This window comes from Bradyrhizobium acaciae, assembly GCF_020889785.1.
GTDB classification, from domain to species: domain Bacteria; phylum Pseudomonadota; class Alphaproteobacteria; order Rhizobiales; family Xanthobacteraceae; genus Bradyrhizobium; species Bradyrhizobium acaciae.
Genome location: NZ_JACMYK010000041.1, coordinates 25,696 through 52,476 on the forward strand (window position 1 = coordinate 25,696; position 26,781 = coordinate 52,476).

A 26,781-nucleotide genomic window follows, 5' to 3' on the forward strand; every position below is an offset into this window, starting at 1 on the left:
CCAGATGAATGACAAGCGCAGCATTTTGATCAGTGGCGGAAGTCGCGGCCTCGGCTTGGCGCTCGTGAAGGCGTTCCTGGCGGATGGGCACCGGGTCGCATCTTTCAGTCGTCGGCAATCGAGCGAAGTGGTTGCGCTCCTTAACGACCATCCGGATCAGTTCATCTTCTCCGAGTGCGATATGTCGGAGACCGATCGCTTCAGGGAACTCATTCGGAACTTTGAAAAGCGCATCGGGCGGCTTTCAGGCCTGATCAACAACGCAGGAATCGTGGCCGAGGAACTCCTGGCGCGGCAGGATGTCGGCGATATCGAAAAGCTGCTGGCTGTCAATCTCGCGGGACCGCTGCATCTTACCCGCGCTGCGATCCGCGGCATGATGATCAATGGCGGCGGAGTGGTCGTAAACATAAGTTCGATCGTCAGCGTCAGCGGATATAAGGGGACGGTTGCTTATTCGGCCACGAAAGGCGGAATCAATGCGATGACCCGCGCTCTGGCCAGAGAGCTCGGTGGCCGCGGAATAAGGGTAAACACCGTGGCGCCCGGCTATATGGAGACTGATCTTGTTGCCGACATGGATCCCTCGAAATTGAAGCAAATCGTGAGGCGAACACCGCTGGGCAGGGCAGGGACAGTTGACGATGTCGTCGGGATCGTTCGATTCCTGATGAGTGAAGAGGCCAAGTTCATTACCGGGCAAACAATCGTCGTCGATGGCGGTTTGACGGCCTGAGCGAAATGCAGACGCTTCTCTTTGAACCAGCGGCCGCATTTCGGGGATCGCGCGATTATGTGCACTCCACCGATATTTACGAAGAGATCCTGGCCGGTGCCCGATATCACGGCATCCCATTGGATTGCGGCTTCGACCTGAGAATCCTTCGCAAGATCTGCTGCCGCCCGGTCTATTCCTTCATAAAGGATGGAGACGTGGATACGGCAGACGCCGCCGCTATCGCCCTGCTTCCGGGATCTTCCTGGCAGGTGAAGATCACCGAGACAGCAGAGCCGGTTCTCGCGCGGAAGAGCTATGATGAGCAGAAGATCTTCAGTGCGTCCCGGATTGCCGGAAGCCGGATATCGCTCGCGGAACCGGTTGGGATGAGGCCCGTCGAGGTTGCTACGGCTCTTTCAGTGAACTTTCACAAGTCCAGCTTTCCACCGAATCCCGGCACGCGCTGGCTTTTGGCGCGGCTCGAGTTGTCTCGACTGTTTCGAGACGAGGAGTCCGACGACCTTGCTATCGAGCTTGAGCGCAGGGTCGGCAAGAAGATGACCCGATCTCGTATTGTCTCGGCAGACGGCGCGATCGGAACCCTGACATTCATCCTGGCATAGTGGATGAAGATGCGTATCGACGCAGTCCTCCATGTGCTGCATCCAGCTGAGGCACCAAATTGAACATCACCGAGCCGAGCTTTGACGAGAGCGAGATCGCCATCCTGCGCGAATGTCTCAATTCGAAATGGGTGACGCAGGGGCCATTGACCGAGCGGTTTGAGAAGCTGCTCGCAGAGAAGCACGAGGTGAAGTATGCCCTGGCGTGCACGTCTTGCACCGCGGCGCTTCATCTGGCGACTCTGGCGCTGAATCTTGGGGCAGGGGACGAAGTGATCGTTCCGGCGTTCACCTGGGTCACAAGCGCGCACTCGGCTGAATACGTCGGCGCAAAGCCGGTCTTCGTCGATATCGATCTGTCGACCTACAACATCGATCCCGATAAGTTGAAGGCGGCCATCACGCCGCGCACGAAGGCGATCGTTGCGGTCCACCTGTTCGGTCTTGCCGCCCCGATGGATGAGATCAGGGCCATCGCGGAACCGCGCGGCATCGCCATCATCGAAGACGCCGCCTGTGCGATCGGCACGACGTACAAAGGCAAGCCTGTCGGCGCGATCGGCGATATCGGCTGCTTTTCGTTTCACCCGCGCAAGGCCGTTACGACGGGAGAAGGAGGCGCGGTAACGACCAATCGCGACGATCTCGCTGCACGCGTGCGGTCGCAGCGCAATCATGGCGCGACCGGAGCTCCAGATCCTTCGATCGAGCCCCATGGTCCATGGACGATGGCGACGTTTGACAATTTGGGCTTCAATTTGCGCTTGTCCGACATCCAGGCAGCCGTCGGTGTGGCGCAAATGGGCAAGCTCGACCGGCTGCTGGCGGAACGCAGGCGTCTCGGGCACCGCTATTCCGAGTTGCTCGGGGGCATCAATTCGATCGTGCGACCGCTCGGCGGGGACATCGACGGGCACGCATTTCAATCCTACGTCATTCGTGTGGGTGACGGAGATCGCGCGCGCCGCAACGCAGTGATGGCAGCGCTGGCCGCCGCAGGAGTTCAAACTCGACCGGGCACGCATGCGGTGCACCGGCTGGGCTACTACAGAAACAAATACGGCCTGCGGCCCGAACAGTTTCCGAATGCGGCGCTTGCGGAGGACACGACGATCACGTTGCCTATTTTCCCGAACATGACCGAGGAAGATCAGCGTCTCGTGGTCGATTGCATCAGTCGCGTTTGCGCCTGAAGCAAGTGCGGAGCTGCATCGGTGTTCTCGAAGTTGCGTCGGTCGGCTTACTGCCTGTATGAGGGGACGCATTTCCCCAATCTCTCCCGGCTGGCCCGCAGGAATCGCAATTTTGGAGCGGCTATTTCTGCGCTTGCGCCATCACGATCGAGAGGGCGCGTGGATCAGGCGATCGTCGAAAACGTAAACCGCGTTGCTGTTGAGAAAGACTACACGCTCCTCACCTCTCTGCTGGATGCGTTGCGGCCATTTCTGAAGCCCGATCAGTCTCCCGACGCGCGCGACTTTTGGGACGCTCTCGTGGCTGATTGTCACGTGCTGGCCGAGCAGCGCTTGCTGAAAGGTGAGATGAATTCTCTTTGGGGGGTCACGCCGATCGTCTCCTTGCGAGAGTGCGTTGCTGCAGACCGTGCTTTAGGTTCAAACGCCCACTCGCTCGTGTTCACCACGTACCATATTTCCTCGAACTTTGATTTCGTGTGCTCGGAAATTCAGGCGCGCCTCGTGGCCGAACGTGGTGAAGACTGGTTTCTGTTTCGATGGCTCATGTTGATTTGGGCCCTCGTCAACTTTGATATTTTTCATCTCTACAATGATCGCGGCATCATCGAACCGGCCGGCGGCTATGGAAGTCCCCGCTTTGGAATTGCCGTGCGCGAGATGGAGATCTATCGCCGAGCAGGGAAGCGGCTCTACACCTACGCATACGGCGCCGACCATAGAACGCGCGAGAAAACCCTGGCGCTTGGAAAATGGAACTTCTGCTCCGAATGCCCTGATCCGGGGGTCTATTGTGTCTGCGACGATGCCGGCGGCACTGCCATGTTGCAAGTGATCCGGGAGCACTCGACCGCGGTGGTGGCGCACGGGCTGGCCATGGAGCTGATCCCCGGCGCTCGAAATCTGCCGTATCTGGCGGTCGATACTAAACGGTTTTCTCACGAACGGTCCCCGTGCCAGAGAGATGGAAAGCTGGTCGTAGGTCACTTTCCGAACCACGGCTATTTCAAGGGAACGAAATATCTTCAAGACGCGATCCAGTCCTTGCAGGCGGACGGTCATGCAATTGAGCTTCTGCAGCTGAGCGGAAAGCCAAACCACGAAATACTGGAAGCGATGCGGACGATCGACGTTCTCGTAGACCAGCTCATAAGCGGGGCCTTCGGTCTAACTGCCGTTGAAGCAATGGCATCTGGCTGCCCCGTCATCTGCTATTTGCACGACGAAGTGGCGATCGCGGATCGTAAAGCCTGCCCGATCATCGAGGCAAATCCGGAGACGATCAAGGAAGTGTTGCGCCAGCTGGTCTCGGACCGCGCGCGGCTTTCCGAAGCCGGAGCCGCCGGCCGGCAATACGTCCGGAAGAACTACTCGGTCGAGGCGCTCGGCGCGCATTTGGCGGATCTCTATGTGGCGACTGCAGATTTGCCGAAGCCGTTGAGGACAAGGCTCGCCGAAAGCGCGAAGGTGCTGAATTCGTGACGTCCTCGAAGCGATCCCTGCTCGAGCATTCGAATTGGTCATGCCGGCTCGCGACTAATGCACGGAGCGCCTAAGCCAGTGTCAGTTTCCTATGTTGACGTCGACTCCGAGAGTCATCCGGGTCAAGCTGGCTCGGCACGGGCGATTGAGGCCGAAAACGCTCGCGCGCTGCGTCTGATTAGCGACTTTCATCAAAAGACGGGCCGACCGCTTCGCGTGCTTCACATCGGCAATATCGCCAACAATGCCTACAACAATGCCCGCATTCAGCGGAAGTCCGGCATCGATGCGGACGTGCTGTGCTACAACTACTACCACATCATGGGATGCCCTGAGTGGGAGGACGGCGCGCTCCAAGAGGGGACCTCGGCGCTTGGGAAGGATCCCTTCAGGCCGGATTGGTGGGCGACAAGCCTGAAGGGCTGGAAGCGGCCCCGTTGGTTCGTCCAGGGTCCAGCAGGGCTCTGCATCGAGTACCTTCGCGCGAAGAACGCGGGCTGGAGAACGACAACATATCTGAAATGGCTGGATCTGGAGTTGGCGGCTCTTCAGGATGCACGTTCCGGCGACGATGCGGGATTCCTCGCCAAATATGTCCCCGGGCATCTGAGATTTCGCCTTTGGCTGGGCGGGCCGGTTCGGTCATCGTACGGAGACAGACAACCTCTGAGCCTGTACAGAATATGGCTTGGGACGCTCGTGGCAAATGGCGTGCTCGGGCGCGAATCCAAGATGGGTCGGTCCGAGGCGAACTGGTTGGACCGAATCTCGGCCGCTGCGTGGTTGAGAATTACGCGCCGAGGTCCGCAGGCTGATGCGGAGGCTCGCGCTGCGCTCGGTGCGTTGCGGGAAGATGTTCGCCGCCTGCGCTCTGGCGGAATCTTTGAGAAGTCGTCTTCGTTTGCCCGCTCGTTGGTGCATAGCTTTCTGGCGCTCCTGGAGCGCATCATGCTCAAACTCGTTCCGGTTTCGGAATCCGGTTGCGTGGCGAGATCGATGTCAGATCCCGTTACGCGAGCCCAGGAAATCGAGACGCTGTTGGCCGAAATCAGGAAGGACCCCGCCGAGCTCGATGGCCAATCACTTAAGTATCGCGAAGAGTACATCACGCAGCATCCAAGGGCGTTCGAGGATATCCTCCCGCATTATGACGTCATTCAGGGATATGCCATCGACGGCCTGATACCCATGATGAACGGCGTCAAGAACTTCTGCTGCTACGAGCACGGAACGCTTCGCGACATTCCGTTCGAGAACAACCTGACCGGCTTGATATGCCGCATCTCGTTTCAGCATGCGCCGGCCGCGTTCGTCACGAATTCTGACGTGCTTCCGCAGGTGGAACGGCTGGGCTTGAAGCCGGAGCGGGTGTTCCACCTGCCGCACGCATTCGACGACCGAAAACTGGTTGAGTTTCGGGCGGCGCATCCGGAACTCGCACCGCCGAAGAGCGGACCCGTCATTTTCTTTAGTCCCTCGCGTCACCATTGGAAGCACGGAGCCGCATCGTGGCGGAAGGGCAATGACGTCGTCATTCGCGCGGCGGCGGAGATCGCGCGCGAACGAAGCGACTTCAAGCTCGTGTTCGTCGAATGGGGTCAGGAAGTCACCGACAGCAAGGAGTTGATCGAGGAACTGGGCCTGTCGAAGTTGGTTGAATGGGTTCCGACGATGTCGAAACGGGAGCTCTGGCAGCGCTACTGCACGTCGCATGCGGTTGTTGACCAATTCGTCATTCCAGCTCTCGGCGGTGTCGGATTCGAGACAATGGCGTTGGGCGTCCGGCTGATCTCCGCTATCGATCGGGAGCAGACAGCTTTGTTCTTCGGTCAGGAGCCGCCGTTGCTCGTGGCCGGCAACGTCGCTGAGTGCGCCGCGCGAATGCGGGAGGTCATCCAGGACCCACTTGATTCCCAACGCAGAGGTGCAGCTGGGTCGCAGTGGATGTCGACGTTCCATTCCGCGGAGAGAATTGTTGCTCTCCAGTGCAAGGCATATAGCAATTTGTTGCTAGGTCAGTGGTGACGGCGCTTCCCGCCACGCCGATGCTGATTTCTTAGAGTTACCGCAGAATGCTCAAGCAGATATCATCTTTCATCAAGAAGTTCCCTCCTGTTTTCCGCGCGTTGCGGCCGATATTCTATTTCCTTTTCGGCCTTTGGAATGTGTCGGTCACACGGTTTGCCAATTATCGCGCGCGGCTCGCGCAGGCGCGCATCCCGAAGATGGCTGCTGCGGGGGATGCTAGGTCGCGAAGTCGACAGATTGGGAGATCTGCCTCCGGTCGCGAAGTGGTGATGCTTGTCGTCTCCGATTTGCGCGTGGACCCACGAGTTGAAAGGGAAGCTCGGGCGCTTGCTGCTTCCGGATACGACGTGACCGTGATCTGTCCCGAGCCATCGAAGGGCGTCGGGATATCCTTCAATCTCGATTGGGGGCCGCGCGTTCACATCAAGTACGCTGATTGGACGGCTGCGACTTTCATCAGCGAGCAGCCGGGCTACCTTGCCGATCAGCTCTACTGGGAAGCCGTGAAGCGAAAGCCATTCGCATTCCATGCCCATGATCTGGCCACGGCATATGCCGCGATGGCGGCCGCAAAATACCGGGGTGCTCACCTGGTGGTGGATTTCCACGAGTGGTTTTCCGAAAACGTTCATTGGGATGCACAAAAGTCCGCCTGGGCGCCGTATCCCGCCGACTGGAAACGCGCGCTTCAGGAGTTGGAAGTTCGGTGTCTCACGGAAGCATCTGCGACCATCACCGTATGTGATTCAATTGCCGATGCGATGAAGGAAGAACTCGGTGGTACCCGTCCGGTTGTGATCCGTAACATTCCCGACATTGCGGTTACCCCCTCACGCGATTATCCGCCGCTGAAGCAGCAACTGGGATTGCCCGAAGCGACCTTCGTTCTGCTCTGGCAGGGAGGGACCGGTCCAACTCGCCTGATCGAGCCGATCATTGAAGCTCTGGCTTATGCGCCGGATTGTACTTTCGTCATTCGAGGCCCGTCTCTGGATCTGTTTGGGCCCGACTATCTGGCGTTGGCGCGACGCACGGGCGTCGAGGGCAGAGTTATACTCGCGCCGCCGGTTCCGTCGAAAGATGTTGTTGCGGCGGCCCGAGGCGCGGACGCCGGGATTTGGACATTGCCGGCTCTATGTCGCAACTTCACCTTTGCGCTCCCCAACAAGATCTTTGAATATCTGGCGGCGGACCTTCCCGTTCTCGTCGCGCACTATCCAGAGGCGAAGCGCCTTGTGCTTGAGCACGAGGTAGGGCTGACGTTTGATCCGTATGATCCGCGTTCCATCGCAGAATCGATCAACCGCCTGACACAAGATGCCGAGCTTCGAGCGAGTTTCGCTGCCAGCACGCGAAAGGCCCTCGCAACGCTAGATGCAAAGTCGGAGTGGCAGAAGGTGGTTTCGCTCTACGACAGCCTGAGAAAATCCCGGGCCTACAGGTCCATGCAATGAGAGATCTACTGAGATCGTTCGCGCGGCTGGTGTTGCCGCGGAGCGTTCGAGAGTGGCTGCTCACGTCATGGTCGCTTGCAAGATCACCGAAACGAGGGCTGTTGCCGGCGCTCAAGCGAATGCTTCGAAGCTTTGCCGCGCGCAGCGCGACGGCTCTATCGCGCGGCATTCTCAGGCTCGCGGTTTACGCCGCTCCAGGATTTGGAGCCGTGCGGCTGTGGCGCGGGCAACCCAGGACCTTGTGGGGCGTAACGCCGATCTTGACCCTGGACCTCAAGGCGAGGGCGGATCGGGTGCTCGGCTTTCGATCGGCTTCTCTTGTCTACGCAACCTACGTCATCACGTCGCGCTTCGATCTAAATCTTCAGCGCCCGTACCTGCTGGCACTCAGGCATGGACTTGGACCTGCGTTCCAGCGGGTGGTGCTCGCATGGGCCTTGATCCGGTATGATGTGTTTCACTTTTTCGCGGACCGCGGTTTGCTCGATTCAACGGATCGTTTGCAGATCAGCTTTGAGGAACTTGCGGCTCTGCGGCGGGCTGGAAAGCGCGTCTATATTTATGCGTATGGTGCCGACGTTCGTACCAGGCAAGCGACTCTGGCCCTCGGCAAATGGAATTTTTGTGTCGATTGCACGGAAGCGCCCAAATATTGCACATGTCACGACGCGCAGGCTCAGCGTTATGTTTCCGAAATGAGCAAGAACGTCACCGCGTTGGTCTCGCTTGGTGACATGCTGACCTACATGCCGACGGCAAAACATATCAACTACTGGCCGTTGGATCTGGATCGATTGAGTGCAGCTCTTCCGGATACGCCGTCCGGTCCCCTTCGTATTGCTCACGCGCCAAATCACACGCACTTCAAGGGCTCAAAGTATCTGGAGCGGACGATAGACGGGCTGAAGGCGCAGGGATACGATATCGAGTATTGCAAGATACAAGGCGTTCCCAACAGTGAGGTTCTCGCACTTTTCGCGCAATCCGACGTCGTGGCGGATCAGTTTATCGGCGGCGCTTACGGCTACACCGCGCTCGAGGCGATGGCGCTCGGGAAGCCGGTCCTGAGCTTCGTTAGAAGCGCGGATCTGGTTGAGGCGCCCGAGGAGTGCCCGATCATTAATGCAACTCCGGACGAACTTGAGCAGGCATTGTTGTGGATCATCCGCAACCGCAATTGCCTTCGCAAGATCGGCGAGCAGGGCCGGCGCTATGTCGAGCGATGGCATGGCATATCGGCGGTCGCCGCACGGCTGGGCCAGCTGTATCGGGACACTGCAAACTTTCCACCGATCGTCGTCGACCGCATTCGGTCCGCGCAGGATCGGGAGGAGGTTCGACGCAATGCTCTTCCTGTCGTCGGGAATTGGCAGCATCCATTCCAGATTGCCAGGCTGCCTGCGTCAGAAGGCCTCGATGCACTCATGAAGGCGCCCTGATGATCGCGCCGCTAGGGAATCTCCGGTGACATCGGTCGACACGTTCGGCACAATCACGCCTTCGCTTCAGTCGCGCGGCCTCGATTGGCATCGGCGTTTTCGGGAGGATCGCGGGCGAGCTCTGCGCGTGCTGCATCTCGGCAATATTGCGAACAATGCGTTCAACAATGCCAGGATCCAGCGCCAGTACGGCATCGATGCCTACGTCATCGCCTATGAAACTTACCACATTATGGCTTCCCCCGAGTGGGAAGAGGCGACGTTCGAGGGCGACCTCGGCGATCCATTCTACCCAGACTGGACCAAGGTTGATCTCGGCGGCTACCAGCGGCCGAGATGGTTTGCCTCCGGGCCCCTCGAACTGTGCTGCTCGATGATCTCCGCTGAGGTTGACGGACAGGCTGATCTAGCCAACGGATTTCGACGCTCGCTCGATCGGGCCCGGCAGTCGGTGTCTGGAGAGACTGCCACCGCCCGCGCGATCCGTCTCGGCCAGAAAATCAAACGAAGGATTCGTCGGTCACCAGCGATGGCTCGTGATATCTTCATGCGGCGCGTTCTGGCAAGGGATGTTGATCCGGAGCAGAAACGGCTTGTTGCCGTTTGGAGGCAAGGGAATGCACCGGCTTCTCCGCCAAGTGCCGCGGATTTTGCTAGCTACCGGGCGCGGCTCGCGCCGCTTGTGAATTTGATGGATCGGTTTGATGTCGTCCAGGCCTATGCAACAGATGGTGCCTGGCCGCTGCTCGCCCAGCGCCCCTATTTTGGGTATGAGCATGGGACGTTGAGGGCAATTCCCTTTCAGGACGATAGCCTCGGGCGGCTGACTGCCACCGTGTTCCTCGGAGCTGACCACATCTTCGTCACCAACATCGATTGCGTGCCTGCTGCTCGACGACTTGGCGTGCCCCCGGATCGGATTACCCCGCTTCCGCATGCGTTCGACGATACGAAGCTTGCCAAGTTCCAAGCCGCAAGCGATGGAATTCGTCCCCCCGATGACTGCGTCGTCTTCTTTCATCCAGCGCGCCATGACTGGCTGGATGCGGACCCCAGCCTGGTGAAGGGCAATGACAGGTTGATCAAAGCCTTTGCGACGGTCTCGCGGGAAAATGATCAGTCGCGGCTTGTCATGATCGAGTGGGGACGCGACCTCGACAGGTCGCGCGAACTCATACGCAGCTTGAACCTGGAGGCCAGGGTGCAATGGCTTTCACCGATGCGGAAGCCGCAGCTTTGGCAAACATATTTGTCGAGCCATGCCGTACTGGATCAGTTCGTCCTTCCCTCATTCGGAGGCGTTACCTTCGAAGCGCTGGCGCTTGGAAGGCGCGTCATCACCAACGTCGATTTTCAGTCAGCGGAAGAATTCTTTTCGGAGGCGCCGCCCATCCTGTCGGCTTCAACGGAGAATGAGATAGCCGAGGCTTTGCGGAAAGTCATCGCGGACCGAAACGATGGGCGCGGGATCGGCGACGCCGGGCGCTGCTGGATTCAGCGCAATCATTCGGCCAAGAGGATCGTTGAACTGCAACTGGAAGCCTATCGAAAGCGCATCGGCGTCGGACCGTGAACGATCTCTTCGCCAAAAAATATCCAACCATGAAGCGAGCTTTGCCTGATCCGTCTGCAAGTTCCTGTCGGATCTTCGCAGGACGTGCGCCATGGAAAACCGCAGGTGGGCTTGTCGACCCCATACGCGTCTCGATCTGACGAAACCTCTAACTCTGGTGGTTCACCTCAATGTCTAACCCTTCAAGTCCGAAGCCGTTCACGTTTGAGTACTATCGGCACCTCCTGCGCACCGCTCTCGACAACGGCTACAAGGTCAGTTCGTTTGAGAAATATGATGCCGCGAACGAGCGTACTTTGATCATGCGGCATGATATCGACTACACTCTCAATGGTGTAAGTCAGCTTGCTTTGATTGAGTCTGACCTCGGGGTTACGGCAACCTACTTCTTCAGGGTTCATGCGCACGAGTACAACTGCTTCACCCCGCATGTATATCGTCTCATCCATGCCTTGCGCGGAATGGGACACGAGATAGGCCTGCATTTCGAGGCCATGACCATCGGACGAGCCCTGGAGATGCCGCCGGTTGAGTTGCTGCGTAAGGAGAAGGCCGTCCTCGAAGCAATCACCGGGCTTGAAATACACTCGGCCTCCGAACATCGCGACATCAGCCAGGTCGTCCACCAGACGGGGAATTACCACGATAGTTTCGATCCCCTCGAGGGAGGCTTCCGGAATTATGCGCTTGAAAAGCGCTTCTTCGGGGGCATGAAATATCTGTCGGACTCGAACGGCTTTTGGCGGGAGGGAGATCCGACCGAGCATTTCAACAAGCACTCCCGCTTTCAGGTATTGGTCCATCCAGATTGGTGGTTCGAAAAGGACCTTCTTCTGAAGGGGCCGTACTTCCATGGATTGGGCAACTAGATGTCCCTTCAAGGTGCGAAGGTTCTTTATGTGACTTGTGCCGAGAACGGCCTGCACGGTCTCGCGCAGTTGACTAAAGCCGGCATTGACGTCGCAGCGGTTGTGACCATCCCACCGCAGCTGGCGACGAAGTACCTCGTGTCCGGATATGTTGATGTATCGCCTTGGTGCCTGGAACACGGATTGAAATGTATTCAGCTGCGTGAATACAAGATCGAAGTTGCAGATGTGGCAGCGATAGATTTCGACCTGCTGATCGTGAACGGATGGAATCGGCTGATTCCGTCCGAAGTGTTTTCGCGGGCCCGATTGGGCGCGCTGGGGATCCATGCGGGCCATCCGCCTCTCGGATTGGGGAGAGCGCCGCTGGTCTGGAACATCATACATGGACAGTCGGATATCGAGGTCTTCGTATTCCGCCTGACTGCGCAAGCCGACGACGGCGACATTATGGCTGCGCAGGTTGTCGAGATAACAGAGCATGACGACGTCAAGACCCTCTATGAAAAGGTGATGGATGTCGGGGCCGACCTGTTTCTAACGGCAATTCGAAAGCTGCAGGCGGGGGAGGGCGGGCACTCCCAGGATCGCCGGTTCGTATCCCACTATCCGAAGAGAACGGAGGCAGACGGACTCATCGACTTCACGATGACCGATCGCCAGATTTGCGACTTTGTCCGAGCGCAGGTGCCGCCGTACCCAGGCGCCTTTACGTATCTCGGCTCCGAGAGATGGAAAGTTCTCAGGGTTCAGCGATACGACCGCTTCTTGTTCCGGGATATTCCTCGCATTCCCGGCCGCATCTTGCGCGTCCTTCCATCAGGTGTCGTTGTGCAAACCGGCGCGGCTCCGATTTGGATCAGGCGTGCCGAGGTCGATGGGGCTGACGTCGATCCGATGTCTCGATCAGACATCGTCGGACGACGGTTCGGCGATAGCGTCGATTGATCTGATCAGCAAATGGACTGACCGCGGGTGGTCTGTTCTCTAGGCCGCACACCGTCATAGTCGCACAACAAGATGAAAATCCTTCACGGCCCTTTCAATATCGGTAATCAGCCCTGGTCGCTCTCGCGTGCCGAGCGCCGGCGCGGCAACAAGAGTGACCTGGTCATTCGAAGCGGGACCTGGTTTCGATACCCGGCCGACGCGGTTCTGTATGACGAGACGACAAGCGACTTTCGAAAGGTGGTCCGAAGTACGTGGTTCGGGCTGTCCGCGCTCCTGCGCTACGATGTGCTCCACTACTATTTTGGAACGACGTTTCTGTATCCGGGCTATGCGTTCGAAGGTGTCGGTCGGATGGGGCCGCTGCTGAATCGGCTCGTGACCGTGGACCTCCAGTTGGCCAAGGGGTTGGGCAAGAAGAGGTTCATGACCCTGCAAGGGTGCGACGCAAGGCTCGCCGGGGAGGGTAATCGGCGGAATGAATGGACCATGTGCGCCAGCGGCCGTTGCTCCGCCTACGAGACCTGCGTCACGTCGTTGGATGCGCGCCGGTCCCGCCTGATCGCTCGCGTGCTCCCGCTGTTCGACCGCGTCTTCTACCTCAATCCGGAGCTGGGACACGTCGTTCCGGGAGGGCAGTTCCTGCCCTACGCCAATGTGGAGATCGGTCAATTCTCGCCCGAGTATCCCCGTGCCGAAGGCAGGCCGAGAATTGTTCACGCGCCGAGCGATGCAAGCATCAAAGGCACTCAGATGATCCTTGATGCGCTGGAGCGCCTGAAGTCACGGTTCGACTTCGAGCTGATCCTGGTTGAAAAGAAGACGCATGAGGAGGCGATGGCCATCTACAGGTCCGCTGATCTTGCCATTGACCAGGTGCTTGCGGGTTGGTACGGCGGCTTTGCCGTCGAGATGATGGCGATGGGAAAGCCGGTGGTGTGCTATGTCAGGGAAAACGACCTGCAGTTCGTCCCGCCGGCCATGCGGGATGATCTTGCGATCCTGAACGTCGATCCCGGGCGGCTCACGGAAGATCTTGCGGCCATTCTCGAGCGCCGAGCCGAGTGGACAGAGCTCGGAAAGCGAGCTCGTCGCTATGTCGAGCGATGGCATGATCCTGATCATATTGCCGGAGCGATGATCGAAGCCTATCGCAGCCCCGACAGTACGTTTGTGCTGGCGCCGGCGGGCGCCGAGGTCGAGTAGGTTCAGATGTGTGGCATTGCTGGCATTCTGCATTTTGGCGCCTGTCCGGACGCGAACGCCCGGATCCGGAATATGGCGGCCAGTATCGAGCACCGTGGCCCTGATGACAGCGGTTTTCATCTGTCGGCAGACGTCGCATTGGGCTTCCGCAGGCTTGCGATCGTCGACCTGGCCACCGGCAACCAGCCGATGGGCAACGAGGATGCAACCGTATGGGTGGTCTTCAATGGGGAGATCTACAATCACCGCGAGCTGAGAAAGGAGCTTGAGGCCGCCGGGCATGTTTTCGCGACGGACCACTCGGACACCGAGGTTCTGGTCCATGGCTGGGAGCAGTGGAGGGACGGGCTATTCAGCAGGCTGAACGGCATGTTCGCCTGCGCCATCTGGGACGAAAACCAGCGCGAGCTGGTGATCGCCCGCGACCGATACGGGATCAAGCCGGTCTATGTCGCGGAGTTGCCCGGCAAGGGTCTCGTGTTCGGCTCGGAGGTACGCGCGCTGTACGCCAGCGGATTGCTGAACAAGCAGTTCGATGCATCGGCGACCCTCGAGTACTTCACGCTCATGAACAATTGGGGAGGGCGCACGCCATTCCGCGGCGTCCGTCTCCTCAAGCCCGGCACGTTCGAACGAATTGCGGCGAGTGGACACTCCAGCGGCACCTATTGGTCGGCTTCTTACCACCGCAAATATTCGCCTGGCCTGGCGCGGGCTGCGGGCGAATTCGGCGAAATATTGCAGGCGGCCCTGCGCAGGCAGCTGGCTGCCGATGTGCCGGTCATGGCCTACCTGTCGGGTGGCATCGACAGTTCGGCGATCACGGCAGGCGCGCACCAGATCGATCCGGTCGTCCGCGCCTATTCGTGCATCTTCGATCTCGAGAATGTCGGTGTCGACAAATTCGTCGATGAGCGCGAGTTCTCCCGCGAGGTTGCCAAGCAGCTCAACATCGAACGTGTCGAGCTCATGGTGCCGCAGGATGCCCTGGCCCGCCATCTCGATGCGACGGTTGGAGCGATCGAATATCCTCGCATGGGAATGGCCTATGTGAACTATCTGATCGCGCAACGGGTCGCGCAGGACGCAAAGGTCGTCCTGTCGGGAACGGGCGGTGACGAGGTGACCGGAGGGTATGTCGGCAGATACGCCATCGTACCGCGGGCGGCTCCGGCTTCCCTGATGCAGCGTGTCATCCAGCGTTTTCGTGCTGCGGCGGGAGATCAGGCGGCCTCGCGGGATGCCTTTGCGCTCTACCGGGCAAGCCTTAGCGTCCCGGTATCGGCCGAGAAGATCGGCGATGCCTTTACGCCGGAATTTCTGAGAGCCGCAGGAGGTTTCGATCCGATCGCTGCGATCGGAGATGCGATCGAGGCGGTTCCGTCCCGGGACCCCTGGGACGCCGTCATGCACGTCGACCTGACCACCTATCTTCCAGGTCTTTTGTCGCTGGAAGACAAGCTGTCCATGGCGCATTCCCTTGAGACCAGGGTGCCGCTTCTGGATAACGAACTGGTCGACTACCTGCTCGGCGTGGATTGGGGCCTGCTGTCCGACGGCACCACGGGCAAGATCCTGTTTCGCGAGGCCGTCCGGCCGCTGGTCCCCGACACGATTTACCGGAAGCCGAAGATGGGATTTGGTCCTCCGGACGCGTCTTGGTACAGAGGGATTCTGCGCCCATGGATCGAGGAGCAACTCTCGGAATCCCGTATTAGGCAGCGAGGCGTATTTCAACACGACTTCGTACATCGGATTCTGGACGAGCATTTCGAGCAAAGGGCGAACCATGTCGCGTTGATCTGGTGCTTGCTCAGCTTCGAGTCCTGGTGCAAGCAACATGGTGCCTATGGCGGCGCCCTCCATTAGTTGCAGTTGTAGGAGCTAGTTTTATGCGAACCGTTGCGTCTTCACGTCTCCGTCCGAACGGAATGGAGCTTCAGCTCGAGGCTTTCACGCAACAGGATGGCCAGGTCATCGAAGGTGTCCTCCGGACGCCCGATGCATCGCTATGGTATCCGATTCTGCATGGGGTTCCCTGCTTCCTCAGCGGGCCGATGCAGCCTGATCTGACCGATTTCTGCTCGCGGTACGGCTTGCCGAAGCCGGCGAGCGCGCAGAGCCGGCCCGAAGCCCATGAGCAAGCCAAGACAAATCAGACCTTCTCGGACAAGTGGCGCCGCTTCAAGCAGTACGGGCTGCAGCCCGAGCATAAGGAATTCCTGTTCGGTTGGTATTGCAAGAAGCTTGGGCTGCCTGATCTGGACGCCCTGAAAGCCTTCTACCGGTCCAAGCAGCGCGTGCTCGAGGTCGGCCCGGGGTCGGGCTTCAACACGAGATTCATCGCCGAGAATTGTCCGGGCGAGGTGTTTGCGCTCGACGTGTCGGATGCGGCGTTGACGACGTTCGAGAACACCCGCGATCTCGAAAACTGCTCGGTCGTCCAGGCCGATTTGATGGAAGCGCCGTTCCCCGATGACACGTTCGATTTCATCATCGCGGACGGGGTGCTGCATCACACGCCCAACACCAGGGCGGCGGTGGAGGCCTTGTACCGAAAGGTCAGGCCCGGCGGCCAGTTCTTCTTCTACGTCTATCGGAAGATGGGCGCCGTGCGCGTCTTCGCCGACGATCATGTTCGCCAGAATTTCATGCCGCTTTCCGCGGAGGAATGCTACGCGGCCTGCGAAGGGATCACCGAGCTGGGCCGCGAGCTATCGCGGCTGAACGCTACGATCACGCTTGAGAAGCCGATTCCGGTGCTCGGAATTCCTGCAGGGACGCACAACGTTCAGCGATTGCTGTACTACAACTTCCTGAAGTGCTTCTGGAACGAGGCGTTTGACTATGAGACCAACAACATGGTCAATTTCGACTGGTATCATCCGCACAATGCCTGGCAGCACAGCGATGACGAGGTTGCGGGCTGGATGAAGGAGCTCGGAGTCAAGGACTACGCCTTCAATGACTCCAATCCGAACGGGATTTCAGTCTTGCTGACGAAGCCAATGGTCTGACACGGGCATGCGGATATTATTGACGGGCTGTAGCGGTTTCGTCGGCTCTGCTCTCGGTCCCCGGTTGGTGGCCGAGGGGCATGAGTTGTTCAGCGTCTGCCGGCCGGGAACGTCGGTCGCCTTCGGAACGAAAGTGGTTTGGGATGGAGCGGCTTCGATCGAAGCTGCCGACTTTCCCAAGACGATCGATGTTGTCGTTCATGGCGCTCAATCGCGCCGCTACCGCGATTTCCCCGCGGATTCGCTGGAGATGTTTGACGTCAACGTCGGCATGACAATGCGGCTGCTGGATTGGGCGGCGCGGGCGTCGGTCAAGCACTTTTGCCTGCTTTCGTCGGGGGCGGTCTACGAGCCGTTCGCGGGAACGCTGAGAGAGGATGCGGGCCTTGCGCCTCCCGGTTTTCTCGGCGCGAGCAAGTTTGCGTCCGAAGTCGTTGCGAAGCCGTTCTCTAGTATTTTCTCCTTGAGCATTCTGAGATTGTTCTTTCCCTACGGTCCGGGCCAGCGTGATCGGCTCATTCCGCAGCTGGTCCGCAGGATCCAGGACGGCGAGGCGATCCAGCTCTCCGGCGGAACGGAAGGGATTCGGCTCGCTCCCACCTTCATCGACGATATCGTCGAAGTCATCCTCGCCAGTATTGCTTCGTCGTGGACGGATACGCTCAACGTGGCAGCCTCCGAGACGCTCTCAATCCGGCAGATCGCGAACACGATAGGTCAGCAGCTTGGCCTCGAACCGAAATTCGAGACCGTGAACCCGAACACTCCTTCCGTCGACATTGCTCCTGATCTGAGCCGTCTTGCATCTCGCTTGGACTTGCGGCGGTTTGTGCAGTTCAAGGAAGGGCTTCAGAAGACGATCTCCGCGAGCCCTGTCAATGCAGCGGGTCACCGTCTGGCTCAGTCCCAACACCGCTAGTAGAACCCATGACGCTGAAGATCCTGACCATCGTTGGTGCCCGGCCGCAGTTCATCAAAGCCGCGGCCGTCAGCCGTGCGATCCGGGAGACCGATGGGCTCACGGAAGTGATGGTGCATACCGGTCAGCATTTCGACCCGAACATGTCAGATGTCTTCTTCGAGGAGCTCGACATTCCGAGGCCGCGACATCATCTCGATATCAATGGCGGCGGCCATGGCGATATGACGGGACGCATGCTGATGGCGATCGAGCCGATCCTGCTCGAGGAAAAGCCCGACTGGGTCGTCGTCTACGGCGACACCAATTCGACGCTGGCCGGTGCTCTCGCGGCGTCGAAGCTGCATATTCCGGTCGCGCATGTCGAGGCGGGCCTGCGATCGTTCAATCGCCGCATGCCGGAGGAGATCAACCGGGTCGTGACGGACCATCTCTCCGCGCTGCAGCTCTGTCCGACGACGACCGCCGTGACCAATCTGGCTGCTGAAGGCGTGACGGCCGGCGTCCATCACGTCGGGGACGTGATGTACGATGCGACCCTGTTCGTGACCGACAAGGCAGAGAAGAGCTCGGCGATCTTGAGCAATCTCGGACTGGCCCCGAAGACATATGCGCTCGCGACGATCCATCGTGCGGAGAACACCGCGGATCGGCAGCAGCTTCTCGCAGTCGTGCAGTTCCTGCAGGATCAGTCGCGCAAATTTCCCGTTGCCCTCCCGCTGCACCCACGCACCCGACAGGCTGCGCTGGCGATGGGGGTCAGTCTGGGCGGCTTGCGGGTCATCGATCCCGTGGGTTACCTCGATATGGCGAAGCTTCTGCACAACGCCGTTGAAGTCTACACGGACTCCGGAGGGGTGCAGAAGGAGGCCTATTTCCATCGCGTCCCGTGCATCACATTGCGTGACGAGACCGAGTGGACGGAGACGATCACGCACGGGTGGAACCGGCTCTGGAAGCAGCCGGCGCAGGCCGTTCGGCGTGATATCGACGAGTATGGCACGGGTCGCGCCGCCTATGACGTCGCGCGCTTGTTGATTTCCGGCAGCTCGCCGGGCATTTGATCAGGCTGCCGCCTCTCAACACTGAACGCGGAAGATGGTGTTCCGGGCTTTCCGGCACGCGACACCGGACGCTGCGGATAGTGTGCCGAAATAGCCAATAATAGCCCCGTTTGGCTGCGCGCCATGGTGCCTGACGAGGCTCCGGTATGGCTTCCAGGGTTGTGGCTTTGCCGCTATGACGCTATCAGAGACCGAAATAGATGCTTTTCAGGCCGTAACAACCCCGTACGAGTGATGAAATGAATTCCGAATTGATCGCGAAGCTCAACGACAAAACGGCCAAGATCGGCATCGTCGGTTTGGGCTATGTCGGCCTGCCTCTGATGCTTCGCTATTGCGAGGTCGGCTACAAGGTGATCGGCTTTGACATCGACCAGACCAAGGTCGACGCGCTTCGCGCCAGCCGCTCTTATATCGAACATATCTCGAGCGCCAGCATCAAGAATGCGACGGAGCTTGGGTTCGAGCCGACGACCGATTTCTCGCGTGCGCGCGAGGTCGATGCGCTGATCCTTTGCGTGCCGACGCCGCTCAACAAGTACCGCGAGCCCGATCTCAGCTTCGTGCTGAACACCACGGAATCGCTGCTGCCGTATCTTCACCCGGGAATGGTGCTGTCGCTGGAAAGCACCACCTATCCCGGCACGACCGAGGAGGAGCTGAAACCGCGCATCGAAAAGTGCGGCTTCACCGTCGGCAAGGACGTCTTCCTCGTCTTTTCGCCGGAACGCGAAGACCCCGGCAACCAGAATTTCACGACGCGTTCGATCCCGAAGGTCTGCGGCGGCTGCACGCCGGCATGTCTCGAGGCCGGCATCGCGCTCTATCGTCAGGTGATCGACAAGGTCGTTCCGGTGAGCTCGACCCAGGCCGCCGAGCTGACGAAGCTGCTGGAGAACATCCATCGCTCGGTCAACATCGGCCTCGTCAACGAGATGAAGATGGTTGCCGACAAGATGGGGATCGACATTCACGAGGTGATCCGCGCGGCGGCGACCAAGCCGTTCGGGTTTGTTCCGTACTACCCCGGTCCGGGCATCGGCGGCCACTGCATTCCAATCGACCCGTTCTATCTGACGTGGAAGGCGCGGGAGTACGGCATGCACACCCGCTTCATCGAACTTGCCGGAGAGATCAACTCCTCGATGCCGGATTACGTGGTGTCGAAGATCTCGCTGGCTCTCAATCAGAGGCACAAGTCGATCAGCGGCAGCTCGATCCTGGTTCTCGGCATCGCCTACAAGAAGAATGTCGACGACGTCCGCGAATCGCCGTCGGTGGCGTTGATGGAACGGCTTCGTGATCTCGGCGCCAAGGTGTCCTACAGCGATCCGCACGTCCCTGCATTCCCGAAGATGCGGGCGCATTCGTTCGATCTGTCGAGTGTCGCGCTCACCGAGGACAATCTGCGGCGTTTCGATTGCGTTCTGCTCGCGACCGACCACGACAAGTTCGACTATCAGCTGCTCGGCGCGCACGCGCCGCTGCTGGTCGATTGCCGTGGCAAGTTTCCTCAGCCGGCAGACAACATCATTCGCGCTTAGGCAATCGCGTAAGCGCTCCGGTCATCCCTCGTGCCCGATAGCCGGTCTGAGAGCGGGTTTGGAGCGGCGCGTTAGTCGGCGCGCGCCGCTTGTCGATTTCCGCTCTCAGCGGCTGTCGCTGCCGACACCTGGTCGAAGGCTGACCGCGGCGCTATGTACCAGAGCAGGAACAGCAGCCCGGTGCCGTTCGTCAGCAAAGCCGTCGAAAGCGGCACGTTGAGAAGAACCTGGGGGAGAAGTCCGGCGGATAGCAGCACAAATTGCGACGGCAAGCCGGCCGACAGGCGATTGCCGAGGGCGATGATGAGGCCGCAGCCCAGCGCGGACAGCGGAGCGAACACCAGGCCGACCGAAGCAACTCCTTCAGTGGCGAACAGCGAAGCATTGAAGGCGCCAAGATCGTAGGCCTTGGCCATGACGGCCCATATTGGCTCGTTATAGGCGCACGCAACCACGGCCTTCAGCGCGTTGATCTGGCAGAAATGGGTCAGCGGGTGCGCTGAGAAATAGTTGTTATAAACCTCAAGGGCGAGCGACGGGATCGCGACCATCCTGGTGTTGACGGTGCCGAAATAAACCAGTCCGGGGGTGAGTGGAAACACCTCGGCCTTGACCAGGAGGAACAAGATGGTGCCGATCAGGACAGGCAGGAAGAACGACAGGATCGTTGCAACCCTGGCCTCGGCCAGCTTGCAGATGAGCGCGAGAAACAGCAGCCAGACCGGAGCAAACAGCGCCATCTTGGTCAGCATGATCGGGTAGAACAAAAGCATCAGAAGCAGGGCGATCCCTGCCTGCCAGAACCGCTTGCTGGCGACGAAGCAGGCAAAGGCGAACGGCAACAGCGCGTTTGAGGCGATCCAGACGGCGTATCGCAGGAAGCCCGGAAGCTCCGCCTCCGCGCGATACTTGTACATCTCACTGAGACCGACCAGCTGGAGATTATAGAGGGAGCCGATGCCGACGATGGCGGCTGAGGCAATCAGGATGACGGAAGGCAGCATGTGAAAGGCGCGTGCCGGCATCACGACGGCCTGCTGCACTGGAGAGATGACGAACAGGGCGGGGACGAGGAACGCAAATGCCGAAAGCACGATCGAGGCGAGCGCCAGGCGGTGATCGTAATCAAGCAATGAAAATTCGGCTAGCCAGAGATATCCCAGGACCATGATGTAGAAGTAGAAGCCGACGAGGTAGCCAAAGCTGAAGCGCCCAAATGCGAACAGGATCACGACCGGGCTGAACGCCACCACATTCAGGATTGCCGCCGCCAGGTGCGACTTGTCGAAACCGATGATGCCCGGGAAGGAATTGGTGATCGTGATGCAATACAACGAAACGGCGCAAACCACGACGTGGGCATAAGCGAGCATGCCGAGCCTGGCCTGGGGCCAACCGAAACCGGGCTCCAGCTGAATAACGCGATCGTTCATTCTCATTACCGCCGTGTCGGGCTTTCCGTCTGGACTGCTTCGCTGATGGTCATCGGGTTCGACAGGGGCATGGCATGGCACGGCACCGGTAGGACGACAAGAATTATGCTTGTGTTTCATTCTATGAATGTTGCCCAATGACGCAAATGCCGCCTGCACCTCCGATGGGTCGGCGCCGCGTGCCTCCGGCAGCAAATCCGCTGCGGACCGTGCCGCCTGATCGGCGCGCGGCCTTGCCTTACCCCGGGTTTTCTGGGTAATGGAACGCTATCGTGCGGCTCGCAAGGCCGCTTGTTCCCTCGGTTTTTCGGTCGGCTGCTAGGGCCGGTCACGAGACAAGACAGGGCCTGTTGCATGATCAGATTTGGCCTGCTCGGGTGCGGGCGTATTGCCAAGCGTCATTCCGATCTCCTGGGTGGCAATCATATCGCGGGAGCGAGCCTGGTCGCGGTTTGCGACCCGATCCGCGCGCGCGCTGATGCGGTCGCCGGGAAGTTCGCTGTTCCGGCCCATTACGACATGGATGAGTTCCTGGCGCGCAAGGATATCGACGCGGTTGCCGTGCTGACGCCGAGCGGACTGCATCCCGCGCATGTGATCGCCTGCGCCAGGGCCGGCAAGCACGTCGTGGTCGAGAAGCCGATGGCGCTGCGTCTGCAGGACGCCGACGACATGATCCGGGCCTGCGACGAGGCAGGCATCAAGATGTTCATCGTCAAGCAGAACCGCTTCAACGTGCCGGTGGTCAAGGCGCGTGAGGCGCTCGATGCCGGCCGCTTCGGCAAGCTCATCCTGGGGACGGTCCGGGTGCGCTGGTGCCGGGATCAGGCCTATTACGACCAGGACGATTGGCGCGGCACCTGGGCCTATGACGGCGGAGTGCTGACCAATCAGGCGAGCCACCATGTCGACATGCTGGAGTGGTTCTTCGGCGACGTTGTGAGCGTGCACGCGCGCGCGACGACGGCGCTGGCCAATATCGAAACCGAGGATACGGCCGTCGCAACGCTGAAGTTTCGCAACGGCGCGCTCGGGATTATCGAGGCGACCACCGCGGCGCGTCCGACCGATCTCGAGGGCTCGCTGTCGATTCTCGGCGAGAAGGGCACGGTCGAGATTTCCGGCTTCGCGGTCAACCAGATCCGGCACTGGCGCTTTGTCAACGAGCTGCCGTCGGACAAGGACGTGGTGGAGAAGTTCTCGGTCAACCCGCCCAACGTCTACGGCTTCGGCCATCAGGCCTACTACCATCACGTGGTCGATTGCCTGGAGAACCAACGCGCTGCGCTGGTCGACGGGCTCGAGGGCCGCAAGAGCCTGGAGCTGATCTCGGCCCTCTATGAGTCGATCGAGACCGGTGAGGAAGTTGCGCTGCGCTTCACGCCGCGCTTGAGCCGATTGGGTGTCGTTTCGTGAATCGGCCGGAAGTGCATCAGGCCAGCGTGCGCGATGTCGCGTTCGGCGAGCGCGTCAAGATCGTCGAGCCCTGCAATCTCTATGGCTGCAAGCTCGGTGACGACTGCTTCATCGGGCCTTTCACCGAGATCCAGAAAGGCGTGGTCGTCGGGGCGCGCACCCGCGTGCAGTCGCACGCCTTCGTCTGCGAGCTCGTCACCATTGGTGACGATTGCTTCGTCGGCCACGGCGTAATGTTCGTCAACGACACGTTCGCAACCGGCGGCCCGGCGCGCGGACGCAAGGAGCTGTGGCGCGAGACCGTGATCGGCAATCGTGTGTCGATCGGCTCCAATGCCACGATCATGCCGGTCAGGATCGCGGACGATGTCGTCATCGGTGCGGGATCTGTGGTGACCAAGGACATCACGACATCAGGCACCTATGCCGGCAATCCGGCGCGCCGGCTGCTGGCGAGCCAATAGGGGAACATCGATGGTTGTGCCGTATGCCGACCTGCAACTGCAATACCAGTCGATCAAGGGCGAGATCGATGCGGCGATCGCCGGTGTGATCCGCGACAACGCCTTCATCCGCGGCGGCTATGTCGACGTTTTCGAGCGCGAGTTTGCGGCGGCTGCGGAGGTCGCTCACTGCGTATCCTGTGCCAACGGCACCGACGCGCTTTACCTCGCCATGCGCGCGCTGAAGGTGCAGCCGGGCGACGAGGTGATCACGACAGCGCATTCCTGGATCTCGACCGCGGCGATGATCACCCATTCCGGTGCCACCGTCGTATTCTGCGATACCGATGATGCGACGTTCACGATCGATCCGGCCGCGATCGAGGCGGCGATCACGCCGCGCACGGTCGGCATCATCCCGGTGCATCTGTACGGCCAGCCCGCGGATATGGACGCGATCATGGCGATCGCGCAGAAGCACAAGCTCTGGGTGATCGAGGACTGTGCGCAGGCCCATCTCGCGCGTTACAAGGGCCGCATGGTCGGCACCTTCGGCGAGGCCGCGACCTATTCGTTCTATCCCGGCAAGAATCTCGGCGCGATGGGCGACGCCGGCGCGGTCGTCACCAACGATGCGGCGCTCGCGGAGCAGATGGCCATGCTGGCGCGCCATGGCGGGCTGGTGAAGCACCAGCACCATATCGAGGGCATCAACAGCCGGCTCGATGGTATGCAGGCCGCGATCCTCTCGGCCAAGCTGCCGCATCTCGCCGCCTGGACCGAGGCCCGGCAGGCCGCCGCCGAAGTCTACGACGCCGGCCTCAACCAGATCGAGGACGTCGTGGTGCCCGAGGTCGCGCCGGCGCGCAGCCACGTCTATCACCTCTACACGATCAGGCATCCGCGCCGCGACGCGCTCGCCGCACACCTCAATGCCAATGGGGTGCAGACCGCGATCAATTACCCGACGGCGCTGCCGTTCCTGCCGGCCTATGCCCGGTTTGGTCATCGGCCGGAGCAATTCCCCAACGCCCATCGCGATCAGGGCCGGATCCTCTCGCTGCCGATGTTCGCCGAGATCACGCGCCAGCAGCAGGATGAAGTGATCGAGCTGGTTCGGAAGTTCTGATCGTGATCGTGGGCTCGCGCCGGGCGCGGGCTTAGCCTCGCAGCAGAGGCCGCAGGAACAGCTCCAGATTGGGGCCAGTGAACAGGTGGCCTTTCAGGCCCGCTGCGCGCGCGGCCTCGAGATCGGTCGGCTGGTCGCCGACCAGGAAGCTTCGCTCGACGTCGACCGGAAAGCGTTCCAGGAGATCGTTGATCATGCCCGGCGAGGGCTTGCGGCGGTGGCTGACCTGCCGATATCGCTCCACGGTCCCCTCAGGATGGAACGGGCAGTATTCGAAGGCGTCGATATGTGCGCCGATCCTGCCGAGCTCAGCCGCCATCCAGTCGTGAAGCTGCTGGATGTGGGACTCCTCATAGAGGCCTCTTGCAACGCCGGACTGGTTGGTCACGACAAACGCGAAATAGCCGATTTCGTTGACGGCCTTCACGGCCTCGCGCGCGCCGTCGATCCAGATCAGCCTGTGGCTCTCGAAGAGGTAGCCGATGTCCCTGTTCAGGACGCCGTCCCGATCGAAGAAAACCGCCGGTCGTCGCGGCTGATTTCCTGAAACGTTGTTCATGAGCTGGTGATCCGTCCGTCTCCACGAGGCACGAACTAGCTCAATAGTTCACAATGCCCCGCGCGACAAATCCGGATCGACCACGCTCCGGGTGCTTTTGCGTTTATCGCTCGTCCGCAATCACCTTGCCGTCATTCGGCAGCGAGCCGGTCCCGACCAGCTCGACGGCTCCGCCAAGTTTTGTCACGGCGCGCAGCGTCGCCGCGACTTCATTCAGCAGGGCCTCCGGCGCGGAAGCGCATTCGGCCCTCAGCGTCATCGCGTCGGCCTCGCCGGCACGCGTGACGACGAGGCGCAGCCGTCCGAGCTCGGGATGGCGCTTGCCGATTTCCGCGATCTGCTCGGGGCGCACGAACATGCCCTTCACCTTGGTGGTCTGGTCGGCGCGGCCCATCCAGCCCTTGATACGCATATTGGTGCGTCCGCACCGGCTGGCACCGGGCAGGGCCGCGGTCAAATCGCCGAGGGCGAGGCGGATCCAGGGGTGGTGCGGATCGAGTGAGGTCACCACGATCTCGCCCACGTCACCCGGCGCAACGGGATCGCCGGTGCCGGGCTTGACGATCTCCAGGATCAAATCCTCATTGACTGTCATTCCCTCGCGCGCCGGCGTCTCGAATGCGATCAGGCCGAGATCGGCGGTGCCGAAGGCCTGATAGGCCTCGACGCCGCGCGACTTCATCTCCTCCTGCAACGATTTCGGAAATGCGGCGCCGGAGACCAGCGCGCGCTTGATCGAGGAGACGTCGCGGCCGCCGGTGGCGGCCGCATCCAGCAGGATCTTCAGGAAATCAGGGGTGCCGCTATAGCCGACCGGGCGATAGGCCTCGATGAGCTCGAACTGTTGCTCGGTGTTGCCGGGGCCCGCCGGGATGACCGCGCAGCCGAGCGCCCGCGCTGACGCGTCGAAGATGAAGCCGCCGGGGGTCAGGTGGTAGCTGAAGGTGTTCAGCACCACATCCCCCTCGCGAAAGCCCGCCGCAAACAGCGCCCGAGCGCCGCGCCAGGGGTCCGCCTGGCGGCCTTCTGGCTCGAAGATCGGTCCGGGCGAGGTGAACAGCCGGGCGAATGAGCCGGGTTTGTCGGCCACGAAGCCGCCGAACGGTGGAGCGGCCTTGTGCAGGGCAGGGAGTTCCGACTTGCGCAGCACCGGCAGCCCCGCCAGGGCCTCCCGGCTGGTGATGGAGGCGGGATCGATGCCCCTGAGCAGGTTGGAGTAGGCCGGCGCTGCCATCGCCTTGCGCAGCACCTCCGGCAGCAGGGCGAGCAGGGCGGCCTCACGCTCGGCCGGATCGCGCGTTTCAAGGGCGTCGTAGTGGTCGGTCATGTCAGGTCCTTTGGCAGGTCCTTGAGAGGATGTGCGCAGGTTGCGTGCCGGTCCGCCCGTGCTATCAGACGGTGACCGCTGACATTGGGACGGTTCCAGGAAGCACGATGGCTGAGGCAGAGAGCGTTGGGGCGGACGGGGCCGCCGATGTCGTCGCGAGGTTGAAGCACCGCATCATCGACCATGCGCTGCCGCTGTGGTCGACCACAGGCTGGGACAGCACCGCCGGCGGCTTTGTCGACCGGCTGCATCAGGATGGGACAGCCGATCACGCCGCGCCGCGCCGGACCATGGTGCAGGCCCGCCAGATCTATTGCTACGCCAAGGCGGCCAGCTGGGCTGGTATCCCGACGGCCGCGCGGTCGCGCTGAAGGGGCTGGAATTCCTGCTGGCCAAG

General features: G+C 60.5%; 22 protein-coding genes and 1 pseudogene. 20 read left to right on the forward strand and 3 right to left on the reverse strand.

Annotated elements, in window-relative coordinates:
* Nucleotides 1-4: 4 nt before the first annotated feature.
* From H8A92_RS17975 to H8A92_RS18050, 16 genes are all read left to right on the forward strand, one after another.
* A complete protein-coding gene (locus tag H8A92_RS17975) occupies nt 5-736 on the forward strand; it encodes an SDR family NAD(P)-dependent oxidoreductase (RefSeq protein ID WP_229197009.1) in 732 nt (243 codons plus the stop codon).
* 5 nt (nt 737-741) lie between these two features.
* Entirely contained in the window at nt 742-1,341 is a 600-nt protein-coding gene (locus H8A92_RS17980) for a hypothetical protein (RefSeq protein WP_229197010.1), read from the forward strand.
* A 59-nt stretch (nt 1,342-1,400) separates the two neighbouring features.
* Nucleotides 1,401-2,534, forward strand: coding sequence for a DegT/DnrJ/EryC1/StrS family aminotransferase (locus tag H8A92_RS17985; RefSeq protein ID WP_229197011.1), 1,134 nt, complete (start codon nt 1,401-1,403; stop codon nt 2,532-2,534).
* A gap of 159 nt (nt 2,535-2,693) precedes the next feature.
* Nucleotides 2,694-4,016: a glycosyltransferase gene (locus tag H8A92_RS41015; protein WP_229197012.1), complete on the forward strand. Its 1,323-nt coding sequence runs from the start codon at nt 2,694-2,696 to the stop codon at nt 4,014-4,016.
* Between the two features lie 78 nt (nt 4,017-4,094).
* Nucleotides 4,095-6,041 carry a glycosyltransferase gene (locus H8A92_RS41020; RefSeq protein WP_229197013.1) on the forward strand — a complete coding sequence of 649 codons (1,947 nt, stop codon included), beginning with the start codon at nt 4,095-4,097 and terminating at the stop codon, nt 6,039-6,041.
* A 47-nt stretch (nt 6,042-6,088) separates the two neighbouring features.
* Nucleotides 6,089-7,498, forward strand: coding sequence for a glycosyltransferase family 4 protein (locus H8A92_RS18000; RefSeq protein ID WP_229197014.1), 1,410 nt, complete (start codon nt 6,089-6,091; stop codon nt 7,496-7,498).
* A gap of 101 nt (nt 7,499-7,599) precedes the next feature.
* A complete protein-coding gene (locus tag H8A92_RS18005) occupies nt 7,600-8,937 on the forward strand; it encodes a glycosyltransferase (RefSeq protein WP_229197015.1) in 1,338 nt (445 codons plus the stop codon).
* 25 nt (nt 8,938-8,962) lie between these two features.
* On the forward strand, nt 8,963-10,510 hold the full coding sequence (locus H8A92_RS41025) for a glycosyltransferase family 4 protein (RefSeq protein WP_229197016.1): 1,548 nt from the start codon (nt 8,963-8,965) through the stop codon (nt 10,508-10,510).
* 170 nt (nt 10,511-10,680) lie between these two features.
* Nucleotides 10,681-11,379 (forward strand): polysaccharide deacetylase family protein, encoded by a 699-nt coding sequence (locus H8A92_RS18015; protein WP_229197017.1) that lies wholly within the window; start codon nt 10,681-10,683, stop codon nt 11,377-11,379.
* Nucleotides 11,380-12,327 carry a methionyl-tRNA formyltransferase gene (locus H8A92_RS18020; RefSeq protein WP_229197018.1) on the forward strand — a complete coding sequence of 316 codons (948 nt, stop codon included), beginning with the start codon at nt 11,380-11,382 and terminating at the stop codon, nt 12,325-12,327.
* Nucleotides 12,328-12,399: 72 nt separating this feature from the next.
* Complete coding sequence (locus tag H8A92_RS18025) at nt 12,400-13,533, forward strand: glycosyltransferase (RefSeq protein ID WP_229197019.1); 1,134 nt, start codon at nt 12,400-12,402, stop codon at nt 13,531-13,533.
* Nucleotides 13,534-13,539: 6 nt separating this feature from the next.
* Nucleotides 13,540-15,402 (forward strand): asparagine synthase (glutamine-hydrolyzing), encoded by a 1,863-nt coding sequence (gene asnB, locus H8A92_RS18030; RefSeq protein WP_229197020.1) that lies wholly within the window; start codon nt 13,540-13,542, stop codon nt 15,400-15,402.
* Nucleotides 15,339-16,550, forward strand: coding sequence for a class I SAM-dependent methyltransferase (locus H8A92_RS18035; protein ID WP_229197021.1), 1,212 nt, complete (start codon nt 15,339-15,341; stop codon nt 16,548-16,550). Before asnB ends, H8A92_RS18035 begins: the two co-directional genes overlap by 64 nt.
* A 7-nt stretch (nt 16,551-16,557) precedes the next feature.
* Nucleotides 16,558-17,469 (forward strand): NAD-dependent epimerase/dehydratase family protein, encoded by a 912-nt coding sequence (locus H8A92_RS18040; protein WP_229197022.1) that lies wholly within the window; start codon nt 16,558-16,560, stop codon nt 17,467-17,469.
* Between the two features lie 8 nt (nt 17,470-17,477).
* Nucleotides 17,478-18,533, forward strand: a complete 1,056-nt coding sequence (gene wecB, locus H8A92_RS18045; protein WP_274613399.1) for a non-hydrolyzing UDP-N-acetylglucosamine 2-epimerase — start codon at nt 17,478-17,480, stop codon at nt 18,531-18,533.
* A 239-nt stretch (nt 18,534-18,772) separates the two neighbouring features.
* The gene (locus H8A92_RS18050; RefSeq protein WP_229197023.1) at nt 18,773-20,077 is read left to right on the forward strand and encodes a nucleotide sugar dehydrogenase; all 1,305 of its coding nucleotides are present in this window, start codon (nt 18,773-18,775) and stop codon (nt 20,075-20,077) included.
* 71 nt (nt 20,078-20,148) lie between these two features.
* Here H8A92_RS18050 and H8A92_RS18055 read toward each other — a convergent pair whose 3' ends face one another.
* Nucleotides 20,149-21,630 (reverse strand): hypothetical protein, encoded by a 1,482-nt coding sequence (locus H8A92_RS18055; protein ID WP_229197024.1) that lies wholly within the window; start codon nt 21,628-21,630, stop codon nt 20,149-20,151.
* A gap of 234 nt (nt 21,631-21,864) precedes the next feature.
* Between H8A92_RS18055 and H8A92_RS18060 the strand changes: the two genes are divergently transcribed.
* Genes H8A92_RS18060 through H8A92_RS18070 form a run of 3 tightly spaced genes read left to right on the forward strand, consistent with a single transcriptional unit; the run spans nt 21,865 to nt 24,498 of the window.
* Nucleotides 21,865-22,926 carry a Gfo/Idh/MocA family protein gene (locus H8A92_RS18060; protein WP_229183893.1) on the forward strand — a complete coding sequence of 354 codons (1,062 nt, stop codon included), beginning with the start codon at nt 21,865-21,867 and terminating at the stop codon, nt 22,924-22,926.
* Nucleotides 22,923-23,390, forward strand: a complete 468-nt coding sequence (locus H8A92_RS18065) for an acyltransferase (RefSeq protein ID WP_229183894.1) — start codon at nt 22,923-22,925, stop codon at nt 23,388-23,390. The genes H8A92_RS18060 and H8A92_RS18065 overlap by 4 nt, the downstream gene beginning before the upstream one ends.
* A 10-nt stretch (nt 23,391-23,400) precedes the next feature.
* Nucleotides 23,401-24,498 (forward strand): DegT/DnrJ/EryC1/StrS family aminotransferase, encoded by a 1,098-nt coding sequence (locus H8A92_RS18070; protein WP_229197025.1) that lies wholly within the window; start codon nt 23,401-23,403, stop codon nt 24,496-24,498.
* A gap of 31 nt (nt 24,499-24,529) precedes the next feature.
* Here the strand turns inward: H8A92_RS18070 and H8A92_RS18075 are convergent, their stop codons facing one another.
* Nucleotides 24,530-25,057, reverse strand: a complete 528-nt coding sequence (locus H8A92_RS18075; protein ID WP_229197026.1) for an HAD family hydrolase — start codon at nt 25,055-25,057, stop codon at nt 24,530-24,532.
* A gap of 103 nt (nt 25,058-25,160) precedes the next feature.
* Nucleotides 25,161-26,384 (reverse strand): phenylacetate--CoA ligase family protein, encoded by a 1,224-nt coding sequence (locus H8A92_RS18080; protein ID WP_229197027.1) that lies wholly within the window; start codon nt 26,382-26,384, stop codon nt 25,161-25,163.
* Between the two features lie 107 nt (nt 26,385-26,491).
* Between H8A92_RS18080 and H8A92_RS18085 the strand changes: the two are divergent.
* Nucleotides 26,492-26,781: pseudogene (locus H8A92_RS18085) on the forward strand (AGE family epimerase/isomerase); the annotation flags it as partial.

Excerpts from the sequence above, each read along its gene's own strand:
- H8A92_RS17975 (WP_229197009.1), top strand. The coding sequence starts at position 5 with ATGAATGACAAGCGCAGCATTTTGATCAGTGGCGGAAGTCGCGGCCTC.
- H8A92_RS17980 (WP_229197010.1), top strand. The coding sequence starts at position 742 with ATGCAGACGCTTCTCTTTGAACCAGCGGCCGCATTTCGGGGATCGCGC.
- H8A92_RS18000 (WP_229197014.1), top strand. The coding sequence starts at position 6,089 with ATGCTCAAGCAGATATCATCTTTCATCAAGAAGTTCCCTCCTGTTTTC.
- H8A92_RS18015 (WP_229197017.1), top strand. The coding sequence starts at position 10,681 with ATGTCTAACCCTTCAAGTCCGAAGCCGTTCACGTTTGAGTACTATCGG.
- H8A92_RS18020 (WP_229197018.1), top strand. The coding sequence starts at position 11,380 with ATGTCCCTTCAAGGTGCGAAGGTTCTTTATGTGACTTGTGCCGAGAAC.
- H8A92_RS18025 (WP_229197019.1), top strand. The coding sequence starts at position 12,400 with ATGAAAATCCTTCACGGCCCTTTCAATATCGGTAATCAGCCCTGGTCG.
- asnB (WP_229197020.1), top strand. The coding sequence starts at position 13,540 with ATGTGTGGCATTGCTGGCATTCTGCATTTTGGCGCCTGTCCGGACGCG.
- H8A92_RS18040 (WP_229197022.1), top strand. The coding sequence starts at position 16,558 with ATGCGGATATTATTGACGGGCTGTAGCGGTTTCGTCGGCTCTGCTCTC.
- wecB (WP_274613399.1), top strand. The coding sequence starts at position 17,478 with ATGACGCTGAAGATCCTGACCATCGTTGGTGCCCGGCCGCAGTTCATC.
- H8A92_RS18050 (WP_229197023.1), top strand. The coding sequence starts at position 18,773 with ATGAATTCCGAATTGATCGCGAAGCTCAACGACAAAACGGCCAAGATC.
- H8A92_RS18055 (WP_229197024.1), bottom strand. The coding sequence starts at position 21,630 with ATGAAACACAAGCATAATTCTTGTCGTCCTACCGGTGCCGTGCCATGC.
- H8A92_RS18060 (WP_229183893.1), top strand. The coding sequence starts at position 21,865 with ATGATCAGATTTGGCCTGCTCGGGTGCGGGCGTATTGCCAAGCGTCAT.
- H8A92_RS18070 (WP_229197025.1), top strand. The coding sequence starts at position 23,401 with ATGGTTGTGCCGTATGCCGACCTGCAACTGCAATACCAGTCGATCAAG.
- H8A92_RS18075 (WP_229197026.1), bottom strand. The coding sequence starts at position 25,057 with ATGAACAACGTTTCAGGAAATCAGCCGCGACGACCGGCGGTTTTCTTC.
- H8A92_RS18080 (WP_229197027.1), bottom strand. The coding sequence starts at position 26,384 with ATGACCGACCACTACGACGCCCTTGAAACGCGCGATCCGGCCGAGCGT.